Source organism: Polynucleobacter antarcticus (assembly GCF_013307245.1).
GTDB classification, from domain to species: Bacteria; Pseudomonadota; Gammaproteobacteria; order Burkholderiales; family Burkholderiaceae; genus Polynucleobacter; species Polynucleobacter antarcticus.
In genome coordinates this window covers 1-17,247 of the sequence record NZ_CP028941.1, presented here as the reverse complement: position 1 = coordinate 17,247, position 17,247 = coordinate 1, and the positions used below count along the sequence as shown (strand labels likewise).

The window sequence follows — 17,247 nt, the reverse complement described above, 5'->3', positions numbered from 1 at the left end:
TCCCTAGATGAATCTGATTAAAGCTTCTTAGCTTTCTCGATGGCTTCATCAATTGAACCCACCATATAGAACGCTTGCTCTGGTAAGTGATCTAACTCACCGCTGCAAATCATTTTGAAACCACGAATAGTTTCTTTCAACGGAACGTATTTTCCTGGCGAACCAGTAAACACTTCAGCAACGTGGAATGGCTGTGACAAGAAGCGCTGAATCTTACGGGCACGGGATACGGCAAGCTTATCTTCTGGGGATAATTCGTCCATGCCCAAAATTGCAATAATGTCGCGCAACTCTTTATAGCGCTGCAAGGTCATCTGTACTTCACGGGCAACATCGTAGTGCTCTTGACCAACAACTTGTGGATCTAGCTGACGACTAGTGGAATCCAATGGATCCACTGCTGGGTAAATACCGAGCGCAGCAATGTCGCGCGATAACACTACAGTAGAGTCAAGGTGTAAGAAGGTTGTTGCTGGTGATGGATCGGTTAAGTCATCGGCTGGAACATACACTGCCTGAATAGACGTAACTGAGCCCGTCTTAGTAGAAGTAATACGCTCCTGTAACTTGCCCATCTCTTCTGCCAAAGTAGGCTGATAACCCACGGCAGATGGCATACGACCAAGCAAAGCAGATACTTCAGTACCGGCGAGGGTGAAGCGATAAATATTGTCAACGAAAAATAGGATGTCACGGCCTTCGTCACGGAATGCTTCAGCCATAGTCAAACCAGTCAGCGCAACGCGCAGACGGTTGCCAGGGGGCTCATTCATCTGACCAAACACCATAGCTACTTTATCGATAACGTTAGACTCTTTCATCTCGTGATAGAAGTCATTACCTTCACGGGTTCGCTCACCAACACCCGCAAATACGGATAAGCCAGCATGTTGCTTAGCAATGTTGTTAATCAATTCCATCATGTTCACGGTCTTACCAACACCCGCACCACCGAACAGTCCAACCTTACCGCCTTTTGCGAAGGGGCAAACTAAGTCAATTACCTTAATACCCGTTTCTAACAAATCAACCGAAGGGGAGAGCTCATCAAACTTTGGTGCTGGCTGGTGAATAGCGCGACGCTCTTCGGTGGCAATAGGGCCTGCATCATCGATAGGGCGGCCCAAAACGTCCATGATGCGCCCTAGTGTTGCTGGGCCAACCGGTACAGAAATGGGCTTACCAGAAGCCTTAATTTCCATGCCGCGACGTAAGCCATCGCTTGCGCCCATAGCGATCGCACGAACAACACCATCGCCAATTTGTTGTTGAACCTCAAAGGTTAAGCCTTTTTCAGCAAATGATTTTTCGCCGCTTTCAACTAGCGTCAATGCCTCATAAATACTGGGCATTTTGTCGCGTGGAAACTGAATATCCACCACTGGACCGATACACTGCACGATATTTCCGTTACTCATCGCATTTCTCCGCTTTTAATTCTATAAATTCTTTCGTATTCCTAAACGCTGACCGCCTAAACAGCGGCCGCTCCGCCAACAATTTCGGATAGCTCTTTAGTAATAGCAGCCTGTCGTGTTTTGTTGTATTCCAATTGCAATTCGCCAATAACGTTCTTTGCATTGTCTGAGGCGGCCTTCATGGAAACCATGCGCGCAGACTGCTCGGAAGCCATATTTTCAGCAACAGCTTGATAAATCATGGCCTCTACATAGCGCTTTAATAAACCGTTCAAGATAGATTCAGCATCAGGCTCATAAATGTAGTCCCAAGAATTACCAGACTTTTCTTCTGGCGTTAATTCAGCTGGCTCTAAGGGTAGTAGCTTTTCCAAAACCGCTTCTTGCTTCATAGCGTTTACAAATCGCGTATATGCCAAATAGACAGCATCAATCTCGCCACGCTCAAACGCTTCTAGTTGAGCAACAATGGCACCAATCAATACATCCATGTGTGGCGTATCACCAATTTGAATAATTTGAGAGATTAACTTTGCCTTGGAGCGGTTTAAGAACTGCAGGCCTTTTGACCCAATTGCAGTGTAAGAAACCTCGATTTTTTGCCCTTGAAAATCACGCACTTGATTTGCAATCAGACGCAATACATTAGTATTTAAACCGCCGCACAAGCCTTTGTCTGTTGTAACTAATATAGTGCCAACTTTCTTGACTTCGCGTGTGGCCATGTACGCAGGGCGAAACTCTGGATTCGCTTTTGAAAGGTTCGCAACAATCTCACGAATTTTTTCAGAATAGGGGCGGGCGTTACGCATGCGCTCTTGGGCACGCCGCATCTTAGATGCAGCAACCATTTCCATTGCCTTCGTGATCTTGCGCGTGTTTTGCACGCTCTTGATCTTGGATCGTATCTCTTTAGTACTTGCCATGATGTATGCGCGCCCTCTTAGAAGGAGGCTGAGCGCTTGTAATCCTCAATGGCAGCACGTAAAGTAGCTTCATCATCTTTGCTTAAGTCTTTAGTCTCTTCGATACGCCCAACTAAGTCAGCATATTTAGATTTCAAATGGTCTTGCAAACCTTTTTCAAATGCCAGCACGTTCTTTACTTCAAGATCATCAAAATACCCATTGTTCACCGCGAACAAAGATGCGGCCATTTCCCAAACCTGTAATGGCTTATATTGTGCTTGCTTACAGAGCTCTGTAACACGACGGCCGCGCTCTAACTGCTTGCGAGTTGCCTCGTCCAGGTCAGAGGCAAACTGTGCAAACGCTGCCAATTCACGATACTGGGCTAAGTCGGTACGGATACCGCCAGATAGTTTCTTAATAACTTTAGTTTGGGCTGCCCCACCAACGCGTGAAACAGAAATACCCGCGTTAATCGCAGGGCGTACACCCGCGTTAAATAAGTCAGTCTCCAAAAATATTTGGCCGTCAGTAATCGAAATCACATTAGTTGGAACGAATGCTGAAACGTCACCAGCTTGGGTTTCAATAATTGGCAACGCGGTTAAGGAGCCTGTCTTACCTTTTACTGATCCGTTTGTAAATTTCTCAACATATTCAGCGTTGACGCGAGCAGCGCGCTCGAGCAAACGGGAGTGAAGGTAGAAGACGTCGCCAGGATAGGCTTCGCGACCTGGGGGGCGGCGAAGCAATAAAGAAATTTGACGATACGCAACGGCTTGTTTTGTTAAGTCGTCATACACGATCAGCGCATCTTCACCGCGGTCACGGAAATACTCGCCCATGGTGCAACCAGCGTACGCTGAGAGGTACTGCATCGCTGCAGACTCAGAGGCGCTGGCCGCTACTACTACGGTGTACTCCATTGCGCCAGTTTCTGAGAGCTTGCGAACTACGTTAGCAATGGTAGAAGCCTTTTGGCCGATCGCGACATAGACGCAATAAACACCCTTACCTTTTTGGTTAATAATCGCATCCACTGCAACCGCTGTCTTACCAGTCTGACGATCGCCAATGATCAGCTCACGTTGACCGCGGCCAATCGGAACCATGGCATCAATTGCCTTCAAACCAGTTTGCAATGGCTGACTAACGGATTGACGAGCGATCACGCCTGGAGCTACTTTTTCAATGAAGTCTGTCAATTTTGTATTGATAGGGCCTTTGCCATCAATCGGCTGACCGAGTGCATTGACTACGCGTCCAAGCAACTCTGGGCCGACAGGCACCTCTAAAATGCGGCCCGTACATTTAACTGGGTCGCCTTCTTTAATATGGGTGTATTCACCCAATACAACGGCACCAACGGAGTCGCGCTCTAGATTTAAAGCGAGGCCGATGGTGTTGTTAGGAAACTCCAACATCTCGCCTTGCATCACACCAGATAAACCGTGTACACGGCAAATACCGTCGGTCACTGAAATTACAGTGCCCTCGTTGCGAAGTTGGGAGTCAACGCCCATTTCGCTAATTCGGCTTTTGATCAGTTCACTGATCTCGGAAGGATTGAGTTGCATTACTTACTCCTGGGTATTATTTCGTATGTTCTTAATAGGGATGTCTTAAGCACCAAGACTGACTTGCATTTGAGCTAAACGAGCCTTCACTGAACTATCCATCACTTCATCACCAACCTGAATGCGAACTCCGCCAATTAATGCTGGATCTACCTGAATAGTCGGGCGCAATTCTTTACCCCCAAAGCGCTTTTTCAAACTTAACAATAAGTCGTTCAGTGCAGAGCCTTCTAATGGGAATGCGCTTGTAATTAGCACCTCTGCAGCACCTTCGCTCTTATTTTTCATCGCTTCAAATTGAATTGCAATTTCAGGAATCGCTGATAAACGATGGCTCTGGTTAATCAGGCTTAAAAAACTAGAAACCTTCCCATCTAATTTTGTCTTCACCATGCCAGAAAGTAATTTGCTTAAATCATCTGCAGAAACTTTTGGGTTATTTGAGAGGACGGCAACCTCAGGCAATGCAGCGAGCTGCGCTAGCTCATGTAACTGTTGCAAATAAGCAGCGAGCTCAGCAGGCTTAGCGCTCTGAAAAAGCGCTTCAGCGTAGGGGCGTGCAATGGTGGCTAAATCAGCCATATTAGAGCTCTGCCTTTAACTGATCAAGCAATGCACCGTGTGTTTTTGCGTCCACTTCGCGGCGCAAAATTTGTTCGGCGCCCTTAACGGCCAGCATTGCCACTTCGGCCCGCAACACTTCGCGAGCACGTGTTACCTGCTGATCTGCATCTTGCTTTGCTTGAGAAATAATACGGGCCGCTTCAGCTTGTGCGTTGGCGCGAATTTCTTCCGCAGACATTTGTGCACGCTTCTCAGCTTCAGCAACACGCTGCACACCTTCTTGGCGGGCTTTGCTTAATTCTTGTTCGGCCACATTATTTGCCAATGAAAGCGCTTCTTTACCACGTTCGGCTGCTGCCAAACCTTCGGCAATTTTGGCTGATCGCTCATCTAATGACTTAATAAGTGGTGGCCACACAAAACGGGCAACTACCCACCATAAGACGAAGAAAACAATCATTTGCGCGAATAGGGTCGCGTTCAGATTCACGATATTCCTTTCAGTATTGTTGAGAACAGTTGGATGGCTTGATAGTCATCCACGCCAAAACAATTACTTAATAACTGCGAGTAGTGGGTTTGCAAAAGCAAACAACATCGCAACACCAACGCCAATTAAGAACGCAGCGTCGATCAAGCCGGCCAAAAGGAACATCTTGGTTTGGAGTTCATTAATCAACTCAGGCTGACGTGCAGCGCCTTCAATAAATTTGCCGCCCATGATGCCGATGCCCAAACAGGCTCCAAGTGCGCCGAGGCCGATGATAAGGCCAATGCCGATAGCGGTGAGTCCCTGAATATTGGCTAAGAATGCTTGCATGATTACTCCTGAGTATTAAAGATAAAGTTAAAAATAAAGGGTGGTTGTTACTTAATGATGACTATGTGCCTGACCAATGTAGACCAAAGTCAGCATCATAAAAATAAAAGCTTGCAACAGAATGACTAAAATATGAAATATTGCCCAGGCAGAGCCAGCAATGACATGCCCAACGAAACCAAGCATGGAAAGATCCAAACTAAACGTCCAAATACTTCCCAAGAGGGCGATCAATAAGAATATCAATTCGCCTGCGTACATATTGCCAAATAACCGCATACCTAAGGACACGCCCTTAGCAATATATTCAATAATATTAAGTACAAGATTAAAGGGGGCTAAGTACCATTTTGGACCAAACGGTGCTGATAGTAGCTCTTTAGCAAAGCCGCCAACGCCCTTTATCTTGATGCTGTAGAAAAACACTAGGAGCAGCACTGAAAATGACAAGCCAAGAGTGGCGTTCAAATCTGTTGTCGGCACAAGCTTATGGTGAGGAACATGAATACCAAATCCCTCTATAAAGTGATTGACGCCCACTACCCAATCAACTGGCACCAAATCTAAGGTGTTTAACAAAATGATCCAACAAAACACAAACAAAGCTAAGGGTGCAATATAAGAGCGGTCACCATGCACAATCCCTTTGGATTGGGTCTCGACCATATCCACCAACATTTCAACTAAACACTGAAATCTTCCTGGGACCCCTGGACTTGACCTGCGGGCTGCGATCAACAAGAAAACAACCGTGATGATACCCATGAGGGCAGTCCAAAACAGAGTATCTAAATTTAAAACGCTGAAATTAATGATGCCGTCTTGAGGGCCACCAACCGAATTGAGGTTTTGCAGGTGCTCAGCAATGTATGCGGTTGGGGTCAGCGGAGCCTGATTCGCGACTTCTGCTGCAGCTTTCACTTCACTAGACATCTGATAAACCCGTTCCTTTTAATTGCTTGATTATTTCCAAAACCAAGCCAATAAATAACATTTTAGGGTCACCACATATGCTACTAATAGTGGTACCCATTTCAAGTCTGGCAACTTAATAGCAAATGCTATAAACAGCAGCACAGTTAAAACAATTTTTAGCAGCTCACCGGATACCAGGGCAGATAAGTAGGTGCCAGCACTCTTATTTTTATTGCTGGCTTTTGCAAGCTCTAAACGCAATAAAAATAGGGTTGAAGGCAAAAAACCAATTGAGCCGCCTACTAAAGCGGAGTAAGTATAAACGGAATTATCAGGGCTTCCAACAAATATGAAGAAAAAAAACGATAAAACTAGCGTAATGCCTATTTGCATCAAGATGACATACCAAGACCGGCTGTTCGTAAACAATCTGGGGTTTAAGGCTTTCAATGCCTCAATGTCTTGCTTGCTATAACTTGGCCATATCTCTTCGGCAGAGTCCTCCCACTGATCTGCTGGCCTAGAAGTCGGCCTATTCGTATTCAATTTTTTATCAGGGGGCTTCAATCTACTTTGATGCCTAATTTACTTAATAAGGAGTCTAGCTCCTCAAATTGACTAAAGCGGATTTTAAGCTCTCCGCCCTGGCCTTTAAGTTTAAATTCCGCACTGAGGCCAATAAGATCTGAAATTTCATGGGTGAGGCGCTGCATATCCGGGTCACGACTTACGGCCCCGCCCCCAGCCTTCGTTTTCCCTTTTTTGTCGCCAATATGGCCCCCGGCCAAAGCCAAAGCTGTCGACATTCTTTCCGCTTCTCGCACAGATAGTCCTTGTGCAGCAATTCTTTGGGCCAAGGCCACCTGACTCGCACCCGGCAATGGAAGTAGGGCACGGGCGTGGCCCATATCAATATCCCCTGCCAAGAGCATTGCTTGAACTGGCTTTGCCAGCTGACTTAAGCGCAGTAAATTGGTGATGGCGCTACGAGATTTGCCAACTGCTTTAGCGGCCTGCTCATGGGTAAATCGAAACTCTTCAATCAGCCTCGCTAAACCTTGCGATTCCTCCAGCGGATTTAAATCTTCCCTCTGCATATTTTCGATCAAGGCCATTGCAGCAGCAGCTTGATCATCGGCCCCAGAAACCAATACAGGCACTTCTTTCAATCCAGCTAAAGTGGCCGCACGAAAACGACGTTCACCCGCAATAATTTCGTATTTCCCTGGCGCTACTAAGCGCACCAACAATGGCTGCATCACGCCTTGCTCGCGAATACTTTCAGCCAACTCTTGCAGGGCGCCCGCTTCCATTTTTTGGCGCGGTTGATATTTGCCCGCTTGCAATGCACTTAATGGCAAACGATTAATCTCGGTGGTCGTTTCTTTTTGCGCCTTTTCACCAAGCAAGGCATCTAGCCCGCGGCCCAAGCCTTTTTTCTTAATTGCGACCATAGTATTTTTATTGCCTCTCCGTTTTACATTTGCTTGATGCGCGCAATCATTTCGGCACCAAACTCTAAATATGCTTTTGCGCCGCGCGCTGATTTATCGAAAGCAACTCCAGGAAGCCCGTAAGATGGGGCCTCAGCCAGCCTAACATTGCGCGGGATAATAGTTTTGAATACCTTGTCACCAAAGTGCTCAATCAACTGATCTGAAACCTGTTGCTGCAAAGTCATGCGTGAATCAAACATAACGCGCAGCAAACCAATAATGACCAGGTCCGGGTTTAAGTTGGCGTGTACCTGCTTAATAGTATTTACCAGGTCGGATAAACCCTCTAAAGCAAAGTATTCACATTGCATTGGTACGATCACACCATTGGCTGCACACAATCCATTAAGTGTTAGCAAGGATAGTGCGGGAGGGCAATCAATCAAAATAAAATCGTAGTCCCCGCCTACTTCGGCAAGCGCATCTTTCAAACGCTGCTCCCGAGAATCGAGATCTACCAACTCAATTTCCGCACCCGCTAAATCGCGATTGGCAGGCAGCACATCGTAGCCAGAACTTTCGCAACGTTGCGCACTTTCTTTTATAGAAGCAAGGCCGATCAACACTTGATACACCGTGTTTTTTAAATCCGCTTTTTCGATACCTGACCCCATCGTGGCATTGCCTTGTGGATCTAAGTCCACCAACAAAACGCGTTGCTGTAAGCCTGCTAAACCTGCCGCTAAATTAACTGCAGTGGTTGTTTTACCAACGCCGCCTTTTTGATTGGCAATACAAAATATTTTGGCCATCGTTTTCTTATTAATGTTGTGCTGAAAGGGGTAATTTTCTCATGGGGGATAAAACCAATAGACGTCGCTCCACCGCCAGATTGGGAATATGCAAAGACTCATCCGCAAGCAACTGCCAACTATCAATACAAACGGCCTTCAATTCTTCGTCAGCGCGCTTCCCTTTCATAGCAAAAACAAGGCCGCCCGGCCTTAACAAGGGGAGAGATAGGTCTAAGAATTGGGTTAGGCTAGAAAATGCCCTAGAAATCACGGCATCGAATTGCCCTGGCCGTGCTTTGGCAACAGCCTCTGCCCGCTCACTCAGCACTTCAATATTCTTTAAGCCTAACTTACCGCGAATATGCTGCAAGAAAGCGGTTTTTTTTCGCACAGCTTCTATTAAAGTCAAATGCCAACTTGGCTGCAAGATAGCAATTGGAATGGCAGGTAAGCCGCCGCCTGAGCCTAAATCAGCAATCTGGGGGCTTTGTATTTTTAAATAATGCCGCATTATCGGTAAAACTGTAATAGAATCAATGAGATGCAGGCGTATTGAATCCTGCTCATTGTCAATCGCCGTGAGGTTATGAACGCGATTCCAACGATGCATTTCTTGTAAAAACAACTCTAAATTGGCAAGGTTTTCAGGGGTAAGGTCAAGACCCAAGCCCTCAACGCCCAAAGCAATAAGCTCATTACTCATGAGAGGCTTCTGTGGTGCGTCCCAGGCCTTTTTTAAGATGTACCAACAACAAGGAGAGCGCTGCTGGTGTCACACCCGAGATTCTGCCAGCCTGGCCCAAGGTATCTGGTTTATGAAGATTCAGTTTTTGCTGCACTTCTTTTGACAAACCAAGCACCTGGGTGTAATCAAGAGCCTCGGACAAAGGGAAGTCCTCATGATGGCTCTGGCGCTCAATTTCAGCTGCCTGTCTATCTATGTAACCTTTGTATTTAATGGCAACCTCTACCTGATCGCCTATTTGCTGCGCCAGGCCCAAATCATCATCCAGAGGACCTGGAGACCACATACCGTTTGCTAAGCCAATAACGGCGTTATAGGTGACACCAGGGCGCCTTATTAACTCTACCAAACTACACTCATGCGATAAATCTTGACCCAGAAGCTCAGAAACAAGTTTTGCGGAATCATGTTTGGGGCCTATCCAGGTCTCTTGCAACCTTAATGTTTCACGTGAAACAGCCTCTTGTTTTCGACAAAATGTGTTCCAGCGATAGTCGTCGACCAAGTTAAGCTCTCGACCAATGGCCGTTAATCGCATATCCGCATTGTCTTCGCGCAAACTGAGGCGATACTCAGCGCGGCTGGTAAACATTCGGTATGGCTCTTGAACGCCTAGAGTAATTAAATCGTCAACCAATACCCCGATATAAGACTCACTCCGCTTAGGAGTCCAGGGTGCCTTACCCTTTGCCGCCAAACCAGCATTAATACCGGCCAACATACCCTGTGCTGCGGCCTCTTCATAACCCGTTGTGCCATTAATTTGACCCGCAAAATACAAGCCAGTAATTGCCTTCGTTTCTAAGCTGTGGCGCAAATGGCGGGGATCAAAGAAGTCATACTCAATAGCATAACCAGGGCGCACAATGACCGCGGCCTCTAGACCTCGAATACTACGCACCAAATCCCACTGAACATCAAAAGGGAGGCTAGTAGAAATTCCATTGGGGTAAAACTCGTTGGTTGTTAATCCCTCGGGCTCTAGAAAAATTTGATGGCTATTTCTGGAGGCAAAACGATGAATTTTGTCCTCAATAGAGGGGCAATAACGGGGGCCAACCCCTTCAATCACCCCGGTATACATCGGGGAACGGCTCAGGCCGCCGCGAATAATGTCGTGTGTTTGCTCATTAGTATGTGAGATCCAGCAAGGAACTTGCCTAGGGTGCTGTTCTGGCCTACCTAGATAAGAGAAAACAGGAATGGGGTCTAAGTCCCCAGGCTGCTCAAGCATGACGGAAAAATCAATTGTTCGGCCATCAATGCGGGGTGGGGTGCCTGTCTTAAGTCTGCCTTGAGGAAGCTTTAGTTCTTTTAATCTATCCGACAAAGAAATCGCCGCTGGATCGCCAGCTCGCCCGCCAGAATAGTTGTTTAAGCCAACATGAATTTTGCCATTAAGGAAAGTCCCCGCTGTAAGCACCACTTTCCGTGACATAAATTCAAGGCCCATCTGAGTCACTATGCCCTGGACCTCATCTCCCTTAACCAAAAGATCGTCTACTGCAGCCTGAAAAAGGGTGAGATTTTCTTGATTCTCCAGACGATGGCGAATAGCCGCTTTATACAAAATCCTGTCGCCCTGGGCGCGGGTGGCGCGGACCGCTGGCCCCTTACTTGAGTTCAAGATCCTAAATTGAATGCCGGCCTCGTCAGTTGCGGCAGCCATGGCGCCGCCCATCGCATCAATCTCTTTAACTAGGTGACCCTTGCCAATCCCCCCAATTGAGGGGTTACAACTCATTGCGCCTAAACTTTCAATACTGTGAGTAATTAACAGCGTGTCACAACCCATACGTGCGGCCGCAAGGGCGGCCTCAGTTCCAGCATGACCGCCGCCAACCACTATGACATCGAAATTCTTTGAGTAACGCATGATTTACCTTTGATGGGGCGATGATCATAGCATTTTGTTGGTTTCACGTGAAACAAAATGGATAAAATAGCATCGATGGCGCCTAAGCCATCCGCAATACATTGATTTAAATAGATATTTTATTTATTTGGGTAGTTTCTGGTATTTTTCAATAGCAGATTTAGCGGCGACATCCAACATATCCAATGGAACCCTTTGTGCGCCCTGAATAATCATAAGTGCATAAGGCTTCGCAAGTGCGGCTGCCTCAAGGCATAAATGCAACTCCTCACCTGAAGCAGGAGATCGACCACGCCAATAATTAATGGCGGCCTCTAAATCTTGAATTGACAAAAACAGCATATTAAAAAGCCGTCTTTAATCTAGATTTAGCATGGTGCCACGACACTTCTTTGCACCACAACGACATTCGTAATCTTTTTTCATTTGCTTGGTAATACGGCCTTCAATACCCAAGGAATAATCATAGAAAAGCTCTTCTCCAACCTTAAGATCACGTTTAGCATAAATGAAAACACGGGGGTCTTTACCAAAGGTATCTTCGCGCGCATCACAGCTTGGTTTGCATGAGTGATTAATCCACCGTGCAGCGTTACCGCCGTACTTTGCATCAATGCAACGACCACTCTCTAAAGAAAAATAAAAGGTATGGTTGGGATCCTTGGGGTCATGTGGGTGACGCTTCTCTGCTAGCTTCCAGCTAATGTGCTCGCCCTTGTACTCAACAATGGCCGCACCTTTTTTAATTGGCTTAAGCACAAAGACGCCTTTGCCATGAATAGGCGAGGACCGCACTTCAACAGAAGAACGATCAACTTTTGGCGCCACTAATTTCTGTTTACTCATTGACATCAAACATCTAGGTTGCGGGCAATTAAAGCATTTTTCTCAATGAAGGCACGACGTGGCTCGACCTCATCGCCCATGAGAGTTGTAAACACTTGATCAGCCGTGATTGCATCCTCGATTTTTACTTGGAGCAATGTTCTTGATCCGGCATCCATAGTGGTTTCCCAAAGTTGGGATGGATTCATCTCGCCCAAACCTTTGTAACGTTGGCGACTGAGCACACGCTCCGCTTCGGATAACAACCATGCAAAGGCTGCCCTAAAATCTTGTATAGATTGTTCTTTCTGGTTTTTCTCTGGATCACCACGACGCACTTTGGAGCCCGGCAGCACTTTGCCCGAAAGAACGGCTGCGGCATTAGAGAGGCTTTGATAATCATCCCCATGTACAAAGTCAGAATTAATCGCAGACAATTTGAGGTTGCCGTGAATGCGGCGAGACAATAAAAGCTTAAAGCGATCGGTCCGCTCTTCTTTTTGCACAATAATTTCTGGTGGCAACGCCAAAGGATTCAAAGATTCAGTAAGCGCACTACGCAAGCGCTCAGCAGAGTCCTGTGCGGCCCCTTCTGTATCTAAATTAAGCTTTGTACCAGAAGCAATTGCGCGTAACGCATCTTCGTCAATCGTTCTTGAAAGGCGATCGACAATGGATTGGATGACTTGATAGTGTTTAGCCAGCTCGCCTAAAGCCTCACCCTCTATGATTTCACCAGAAGGTGTTTGAAGAGAGGCCGACTCCAGTGCAATTTTCAGTAGAAGCACATTAAGTTCGGCATCATCTTTGATGTACTGCTCATTTTTCCCAAACTTTACTTTATACAGCGGCGGTTGGGCGATATAAATGTGCCCACGCTCAATGAGCTCAGGCATCTGCCTATAAAAGAAGGTGAGTAATAGCGTGCGAATGTGGCTTCCATCAACGTCCGCATCGGTCATGATGATGATGCGGTGATAGCGCAGCTTATCTGCTTTATATTCTTCGGCACCAATACCCGTACCCAAAACGGTGATTAAGGTAACCACCTCTTGGCTAGCAAGCATTTTATCAAAGCGCGCCTTTTCAACGTTTAAGATTTTTCCCTTTAATGGGAGGATGGCTTGAAAACGCCGATCTCGGCCCTGCTTAGCAGAGCCGCCTGCGGAATCTCCCTCGACAATAAATAATTCTGATTTCGTGGGGTCCTTCTCTTGGCAGTCGGCTAGCTTTCCAGGCAAGCCTAGGCCGTCAAGCACGCCCTTACGTCGCGTCATGTCACGCGCTTTACGCGCCGCCTCTCGGGCTCGTGCAGCATCTACAATTTTTCCACAAAGAATCTTTGCATCCGCTGGACGTTCTTGCAAATACGCACTTAGGGCTTCAGCAACAATTTCTTCAATGGGGCCACGAACCTCACTTGACACTAGCTTGTCTTTGGTTTGACTTGAAAACTTGGGCTCCGGAACCTTAACCGACAAAACACAGGTAAGCCCCTCGCGCATATCGTCACCAGAAATTTCTACTTTTGCTTTTTTAGCAACCTCATGCTCGTCAATGTACTTATTAATGACGCGGGTCATGGCGGCGCGAAGGCCGGTCAAATGCGTGCCGCCATCTCGTTGGGGGATGTTATTGGTAAAGCATAAAACCTGTTCACTAAAGCTGTCATTCCATTGCATGGATACTTCAGCAGTAATATTCCCACCTAAATCTGATGGTCGAATACCTTCGGCATAAAAGATATTGGGGTGTAAAACGGTTTTAGTTTGATTGATGTATTCAACAAATCCTTTTACGCCACCGGAAAAAGCAAAATCCTCTTCTTGGCCAGAGCGCTGATCAATGAGTTTGATATGAACTCCATTATTCAGAAACGACAGCTCACGAATTCGTTTTACTAAAATTTCATAGTGGAACTCAACATTTCCAAAAATAGTCTCATCGGCTAAAAAATGTACCTCGGTTCCAGAAAGGTCTGTGTCGCCAGTAATAGAGATGGGAGATGTAGCTACGCCGTTCTCGTCTTGAATATTACGATTTTGGATCACACCACGCGCAAACTCCATATAGTGCGCTTTACCGTCGCGACGAATCGTAAGCTTCAGCCACTTTGAAAGGGCGTTCACACAACTCACTCCTACGCCATGTAGTCCGCCAGATACTTTATAGCTGTTTTGGTCAAATTTTCCACCGGCGTGAAGCTCCGTCATAACAATTTCAGCAGCACTTCTTTTGGGCTCATGTTTATCGTCGTATTTAATACCTGTTGGAACGCCTCGACCGTTGTCAACAATGGATATTGAATTGTCCGTTTGAATTACTACTGTAATTTCAGAACAATATCCGGCAAGCGCTTCATCAATAGCGTTATCTAGAACCTCAAAGACAAGGTGATGAAGGCCCGTACCATCAGAAGTATCTCCAATGTACATGCCAGGGCGTTTGCGAACCGCTTCAAGGCCTTCTAAAATTTGAATGGATGATGCGCCGTACTGCTCTACTACTTTTTTTTCTTCAGTCATTTTTTTCTAAATTAAATACGCATTGGCATCACGACATACTTAAAATCTTCTGAGCCTGGTAGGGTGATGACCGCGCTACTGTTGGCATCACCTAGGCTAATTTGAACTTTGTCGTTTTTTAGGTTTGATAAAACGTCTAGTAAGTAGCTTACGTTAAAGCCAATTTCAACAGTGTCTCCACTGTATTCCGTTTCAATTTCTTCCTGTGCTTCCTCTTGTTCGGCATTCGTCGATTGCACTGTAATCCGATTTGGCGATAAAGAAAACCGAACACCTTTAAATTTGTCAGTAGTTAAAATTGCAGCTCGCTGAAGCGCTGACTGTAAAACATCTCTACCGACTACTAATGAGTTTTTATGTCCTTTTGGGATAACCCGCTGAAAATCCGGGAATTTTCCTTCAACCAACTTAGAAATTAATTCAATGTCGCCAAAAGTAAATTTAATTTGATTTGAGCTTAGGCTCATCTCCAACACCTCATCTGAGTCTTCCAACAAGTGTTGGCATTCTAAAATTGTTTTGCGAGGAATAATGATCTCTTGTTTTTGACCAGAACCTGAAGGCGCCTCTAATAATTCCACTTGTGAATAAGCTAGGCGATGACCATCGGTGGCAACTGCAATAACCTGTTTGCCCTCAAGCACCAATAACATTCCATTCAAGTAATAACGAATGTCTTGTTGGGCCATTGCAAAATGCACTTGACTAATTAGCTGTCGAAAACTCTTCTGAGGCATTTTCCATTTAGCTGTCACTTCGCCAACACTTTGCATTACAGGAAACTCTGCGGCCGATAAAGTTTGTAATGAAAAGCGGCTTTTACCGCTTTGCACAACCATACGATTGTCTTTCAGATTTAAGGCAACAGGGCCCTCTGGGAGCGCTCTTAAAATATCCAAAAGCTTTCTAGCAGCCACTGTAGTCGTTACGTCATCCTCACCTACACCAAACATGGCATTGGTGGTAATTTGTATTTCAATATCAGTAGACACAAAAGAAACACGGTCACCCAACTTTTTGAAAAGTAAATTCGCCAAAATGGGCAGTGTGTGCCTTCGTTCCACAATGCCACTAACAACTTGAAGGGGTTTCAATAAACTATCACGCGATGTGTTTACGAGTTGCATTGCTTTTAAATCCTTGTATATATCTTATTAGTAGTAGTAGTAAGGCCTGCTTTTTCAGTGGATAAGTTATAAACACCTTATAAAACAAGCCACTAAACTCTTAAAACCCTGTGTAAAACTTTTGTATAAACACTGGATAAATCTTGGATAACTTTTAATTGGCACTCTATTTTTGCATGAAGGAGCCGTTTTCCACAATTTATCCACATAGAACCCACAAACTTATCCACTCAACCATCCACACACTTATCCACAAGCAAATTTAAGACTTTAAGGTTTGCTCTATTACATGTATTTCATGGTTGAGTTGCCCATCGCGAGTACGCTCTTCACCAATCTTACGAACTGCGTGTAGAACGGTTGTGTGATCTCGCCCACCAAATAATTCCCCAATTTCTGGGAGACTTTTTTGAGTTAACTCTTTTGCCATAAACATCGCAATTTGTCTTGGTCTAGCAATGTTCGCAGGACGCCTTTTTGAATACATGTCAGCAACCTTAATACTATAAAAATCTGCGACTGACTTTTGAATGTTTTCAACTGAAATTTGCCGGTTTTGGATGGATAACAGGTCTTTAAGAGCCATTCTGGCAACTTCAATAGTGACCTCTTTGCCATGAAAGCGGACAAAAGCCAAAATCTTGCGCAACGCACCTTCAAGTTCGCGCACATTAGAGCGCAAATGCTTTGCAACGAAAAATGCCACATCCTCACTCATAGGGATGCCTTCAATCAACGCTTTTTTCATCAAAATAGCCACTCGCATCTCAAGCTCGGGCGGTTCTATAGCCACCGTAAGCCCGGAATCAAAACGAGAAATTAGCCGATCATCAATTCCGGCCATCTCTTTTGGGTAGGTATCACTAGTAATGATGACCTGCGATTTGTTGCTTAGTAGCGCCTCGAAGGCATAAAAAAACTCTTCTTGGGTGCGGGATTTGCCGCTAAAAAACTGAATATCGTCAATTAAAAGAAGATCAAGCGAGTGATAGTAGCGCTTAAAGCGATCAAAAGCCTTTTGTTGATAGGCTCGCACGACATCGGACACATATTGCTCAGCGTGAATATAACGAATTCGGGCGCCAGGCTTTTCTTTAAGAAGGTGGTTGCCAATGGCATGAATTAGGTGGGTTTTTCCTAGGCCCACACCGCCATACAAAAACATCGGGTTATAAGACGTTCCAGGGTTGTGTGCTACTTGAATGGAGGCTGCCCGAGCTAATTGGTTAGCTTTTCCAGTAACAAAAGTTTCGAATGTGAGATTTGGGTTAAGTTTGGAGTGGTCCTCTATTTCAAAGGCATGCTCATCTGTGGACGGGTTGTCATGATTTATTAAGGCCACCGGCAGCCCCACCACCTCAATGGGGGATGTTTCTACGGCCGTTTGTGAGCTTGCACCGTCTACATTAAGTACAAAATTGAGTGAAATGGCGTAGCCAAAGTATTCAGTGGCTAACTCTTGAAAACGATCTGAAAAAGTTTTTTTTATCCAATCAAGCTTAAATCGGTTTGGAGCGCCAATAGTTAGTAAATACTCACTTTCGTTATAAGAGATGAGAGTTAGGGGCTGTATCCATGTTTTGAACTGCTGGGGGGAGAGCTCGCGCGCGAATGTACCAAGTGCGCCATCCCAAAAACCAAGTGGACTAAGCAGCTTTAATGCAGGGGGATTTTGTAAATTACTCATATTTTTAGAAGGTCTATTGTAGCGATTTCA

17 protein-coding genes are annotated in these 17,247 nt (G+C 45.6%); all 17 read right to left on the bottom strand.

Annotated elements, in window-relative coordinates; all coding sequences use genetic code 11:
• Positions 1 to 17: 17 nt before the first annotated feature.
• Positions 18 to 1,418, bottom strand: coding sequence for a F0F1 ATP synthase subunit beta (atpD, locus tag DCO16_RS00085; protein ID WP_173941788.1), 1,401 nt, complete (start codon positions 1,416 to 1,418; stop codon positions 18 to 20).
• 56 nt (positions 1,419 to 1,474) lie between these two features.
• The gene (gene atpG, locus DCO16_RS00080; RefSeq protein WP_173941787.1) at positions 1,475 to 2,344 is read right to left on the bottom strand and encodes a F0F1 ATP synthase subunit gamma; all 870 of its coding nucleotides are present in this window, start codon (positions 2,342 to 2,344) and stop codon (positions 1,475 to 1,477) included.
• A 17-nt stretch (positions 2,345 to 2,361) separates the two neighbouring features.
• A complete protein-coding gene (gene atpA, locus DCO16_RS00075) occupies positions 2,362 to 3,903 on the bottom strand; it encodes a F0F1 ATP synthase subunit alpha (RefSeq protein ID WP_173941786.1) in 1,542 nt (513 codons plus the stop codon).
• A gap of 45 nt (positions 3,904 to 3,948) precedes the next feature.
• Positions 3,949 to 4,485: a F0F1 ATP synthase subunit delta gene (locus tag DCO16_RS00070; RefSeq protein ID WP_173941785.1), complete on the bottom strand. Its 537-nt coding sequence runs from the start codon at positions 4,483 to 4,485 to the stop codon at positions 3,949 to 3,951.
• A 1-nt stretch (position 4,486) separates the two neighbouring features.
• The gene (locus tag DCO16_RS00065; RefSeq protein ID WP_173941784.1) at positions 4,487 to 4,957 is read right to left on the bottom strand and encodes a F0F1 ATP synthase subunit B; all 471 of its coding nucleotides are present in this window, start codon (positions 4,955 to 4,957) and stop codon (positions 4,487 to 4,489) included.
• A gap of 63 nt (positions 4,958 to 5,020) precedes the next feature.
• Positions 5,021 to 5,287 carry a F0F1 ATP synthase subunit C gene (gene atpE, locus DCO16_RS00060; RefSeq protein ID WP_046329354.1) on the bottom strand — a complete coding sequence of 89 codons (267 nt, stop codon included), beginning with the start codon at positions 5,285 to 5,287 and terminating at the stop codon, positions 5,021 to 5,023.
• Positions 5,288 to 5,338: 51 nt separating this feature from the next.
• Positions 5,339 to 6,220, bottom strand: coding sequence for a F0F1 ATP synthase subunit A (gene atpB / locus DCO16_RS00055; protein WP_173941783.1), 882 nt, complete (start codon positions 6,218 to 6,220; stop codon positions 5,339 to 5,341).
• 30 nt (positions 6,221 to 6,250) lie between these two features.
• Complete coding sequence (locus DCO16_RS00050) at positions 6,251 to 6,748, bottom strand: ATP synthase subunit I (protein ID WP_173941782.1); 498 nt, start codon at positions 6,746 to 6,748, stop codon at positions 6,251 to 6,253.
• Positions 6,749 to 6,765: 17 nt separating this feature from the next.
• Entirely contained in the window at positions 6,766 to 7,656 is an 891-nt protein-coding gene (locus DCO16_RS00045; protein WP_173941781.1) for a ParB/RepB/Spo0J family partition protein, read from the bottom strand.
• Between the two features lie 23 nt (positions 7,657 to 7,679).
• Positions 7,680 to 8,450, bottom strand: a complete 771-nt coding sequence (locus DCO16_RS00040) for a ParA family protein (protein ID WP_173941780.1) — start codon at positions 8,448 to 8,450, stop codon at positions 7,680 to 7,682.
• A gap of 10 nt (positions 8,451 to 8,460) precedes the next feature.
• A complete protein-coding gene (gene rsmG, locus DCO16_RS00035) occupies positions 8,461 to 9,135 on the bottom strand; it encodes a 16S rRNA (guanine(527)-N(7))-methyltransferase RsmG (RefSeq protein WP_173941779.1) in 675 nt (224 codons plus the stop codon).
• A complete protein-coding gene (mnmG, locus tag DCO16_RS00030) occupies positions 9,128 to 11,053 on the bottom strand; it encodes a tRNA uridine-5-carboxymethylaminomethyl(34) synthesis enzyme MnmG (protein ID WP_173941778.1) in 1,926 nt (641 codons plus the stop codon). Before mnmG ends, rsmG begins: the two co-directional genes overlap by 8 nt.
• A 123-nt stretch (positions 11,054 to 11,176) precedes the next feature.
• A complete protein-coding gene (locus tag DCO16_RS00025; protein ID WP_173941777.1) occupies positions 11,177 to 11,395 on the bottom strand; it encodes a DUF3717 domain-containing protein in 219 nt (72 codons plus the stop codon).
• A 15-nt stretch (positions 11,396 to 11,410) separates the two neighbouring features.
• Entirely contained in the window at positions 11,411 to 11,899 is a 489-nt protein-coding gene (locus DCO16_RS00020; protein WP_173941776.1) for an SET domain-containing protein, read from the bottom strand.
• 5 nt (positions 11,900 to 11,904) lie between these two features.
• Positions 11,905 to 14,403 (bottom strand): DNA topoisomerase (ATP-hydrolyzing) subunit B, encoded by a 2,499-nt coding sequence (gene gyrB / locus DCO16_RS00015; protein ID WP_173941775.1) that lies wholly within the window; start codon positions 14,401 to 14,403, stop codon positions 11,905 to 11,907.
• 11 nt (positions 14,404 to 14,414) lie between these two features.
• A complete protein-coding gene (gene dnaN, locus DCO16_RS00010) occupies positions 14,415 to 15,530 on the bottom strand; it encodes a DNA polymerase III subunit beta (protein WP_173941774.1) in 1,116 nt (371 codons plus the stop codon).
• A gap of 262 nt (positions 15,531 to 15,792) precedes the next feature.
• The gene (gene dnaA, locus DCO16_RS00005; RefSeq protein WP_173941773.1) at positions 15,793 to 17,217 is read right to left on the bottom strand and encodes a chromosomal replication initiator protein DnaA; all 1,425 of its coding nucleotides are present in this window, start codon (positions 17,215 to 17,217) and stop codon (positions 15,793 to 15,795) included.
• Positions 17,218 to 17,247: the final 30 nt, after the last annotated feature.

Coding starts and splice junctions, on each gene's coding strand:
- atpB (WP_173941783.1), bottom strand. CDS start 6,220: ATGTCTAGTGAAGTGAAAGCTGCAGCAGAAGTCGCGAATCAGGCTCCG.
- atpE (WP_046329354.1), bottom strand. CDS start 5,287: ATGCAAGCATTCTTAGCCAATATTCAGGGACTCACCGCTATCGGCATT.
- DCO16_RS00070 (WP_173941785.1), bottom strand. CDS start 4,485: ATGGCTGATTTAGCCACCATTGCACGCCCCTACGCTGAAGCGCTTTTT.
- atpG (WP_173941787.1), bottom strand. CDS start 2,344: ATGGCAAGTACTAAAGAGATACGATCCAAGATCAAGAGCGTGCAAAAC.
- mnmG (WP_173941778.1), bottom strand. CDS start 11,053: ATGCGTTACTCAAAGAATTTCGATGTCATAGTGGTTGGCGGCGGTCAT.
- atpA (WP_173941786.1), bottom strand. CDS start 3,903: ATGCAACTCAATCCTTCCGAGATCAGTGAACTGATCAAAAGCCGAATT.
- dnaA (WP_173941773.1), bottom strand. CDS start 17,217: ATGAGTAATTTACAAAATCCCCCTGCATTAAAGCTGCTTAGTCCACTT.
- atpD (WP_173941788.1), bottom strand. CDS start 1,418: ATGAGTAACGGAAATATCGTGCAGTGTATCGGTCCAGTGGTGGATATT.
- rsmG (WP_173941779.1), bottom strand. CDS start 9,135: ATGAGTAATGAGCTTATTGCTTTGGGCGTTGAGGGCTTGGGTCTTGAC.
- DCO16_RS00020 (WP_173941776.1), bottom strand. CDS start 11,899: ATGAGTAAACAGAAATTAGTGGCGCCAAAAGTTGATCGTTCTTCTGTT.
- gyrB (WP_173941775.1), bottom strand. CDS start 14,403: ATGACTGAAGAAAAAAAAGTAGTAGAGCAGTACGGCGCATCATCCATT.
- DCO16_RS00025 (WP_173941777.1), bottom strand. CDS start 11,395: ATGCTGTTTTTGTCAATTCAAGATTTAGAGGCCGCCATTAATTATTGG.
- DCO16_RS00045 (WP_173941781.1), bottom strand. CDS start 7,656: ATGGTCGCAATTAAGAAAAAAGGCTTGGGCCGCGGGCTAGATGCCTTG.
- DCO16_RS00040 (WP_173941780.1), bottom strand. CDS start 8,450: ATGGCCAAAATATTTTGTATTGCCAATCAAAAAGGCGGCGTTGGTAAA.
- dnaN (WP_173941774.1), bottom strand. CDS start 15,530: ATGCAACTCGTAAACACATCGCGTGATAGTTTATTGAAACCCCTTCAA.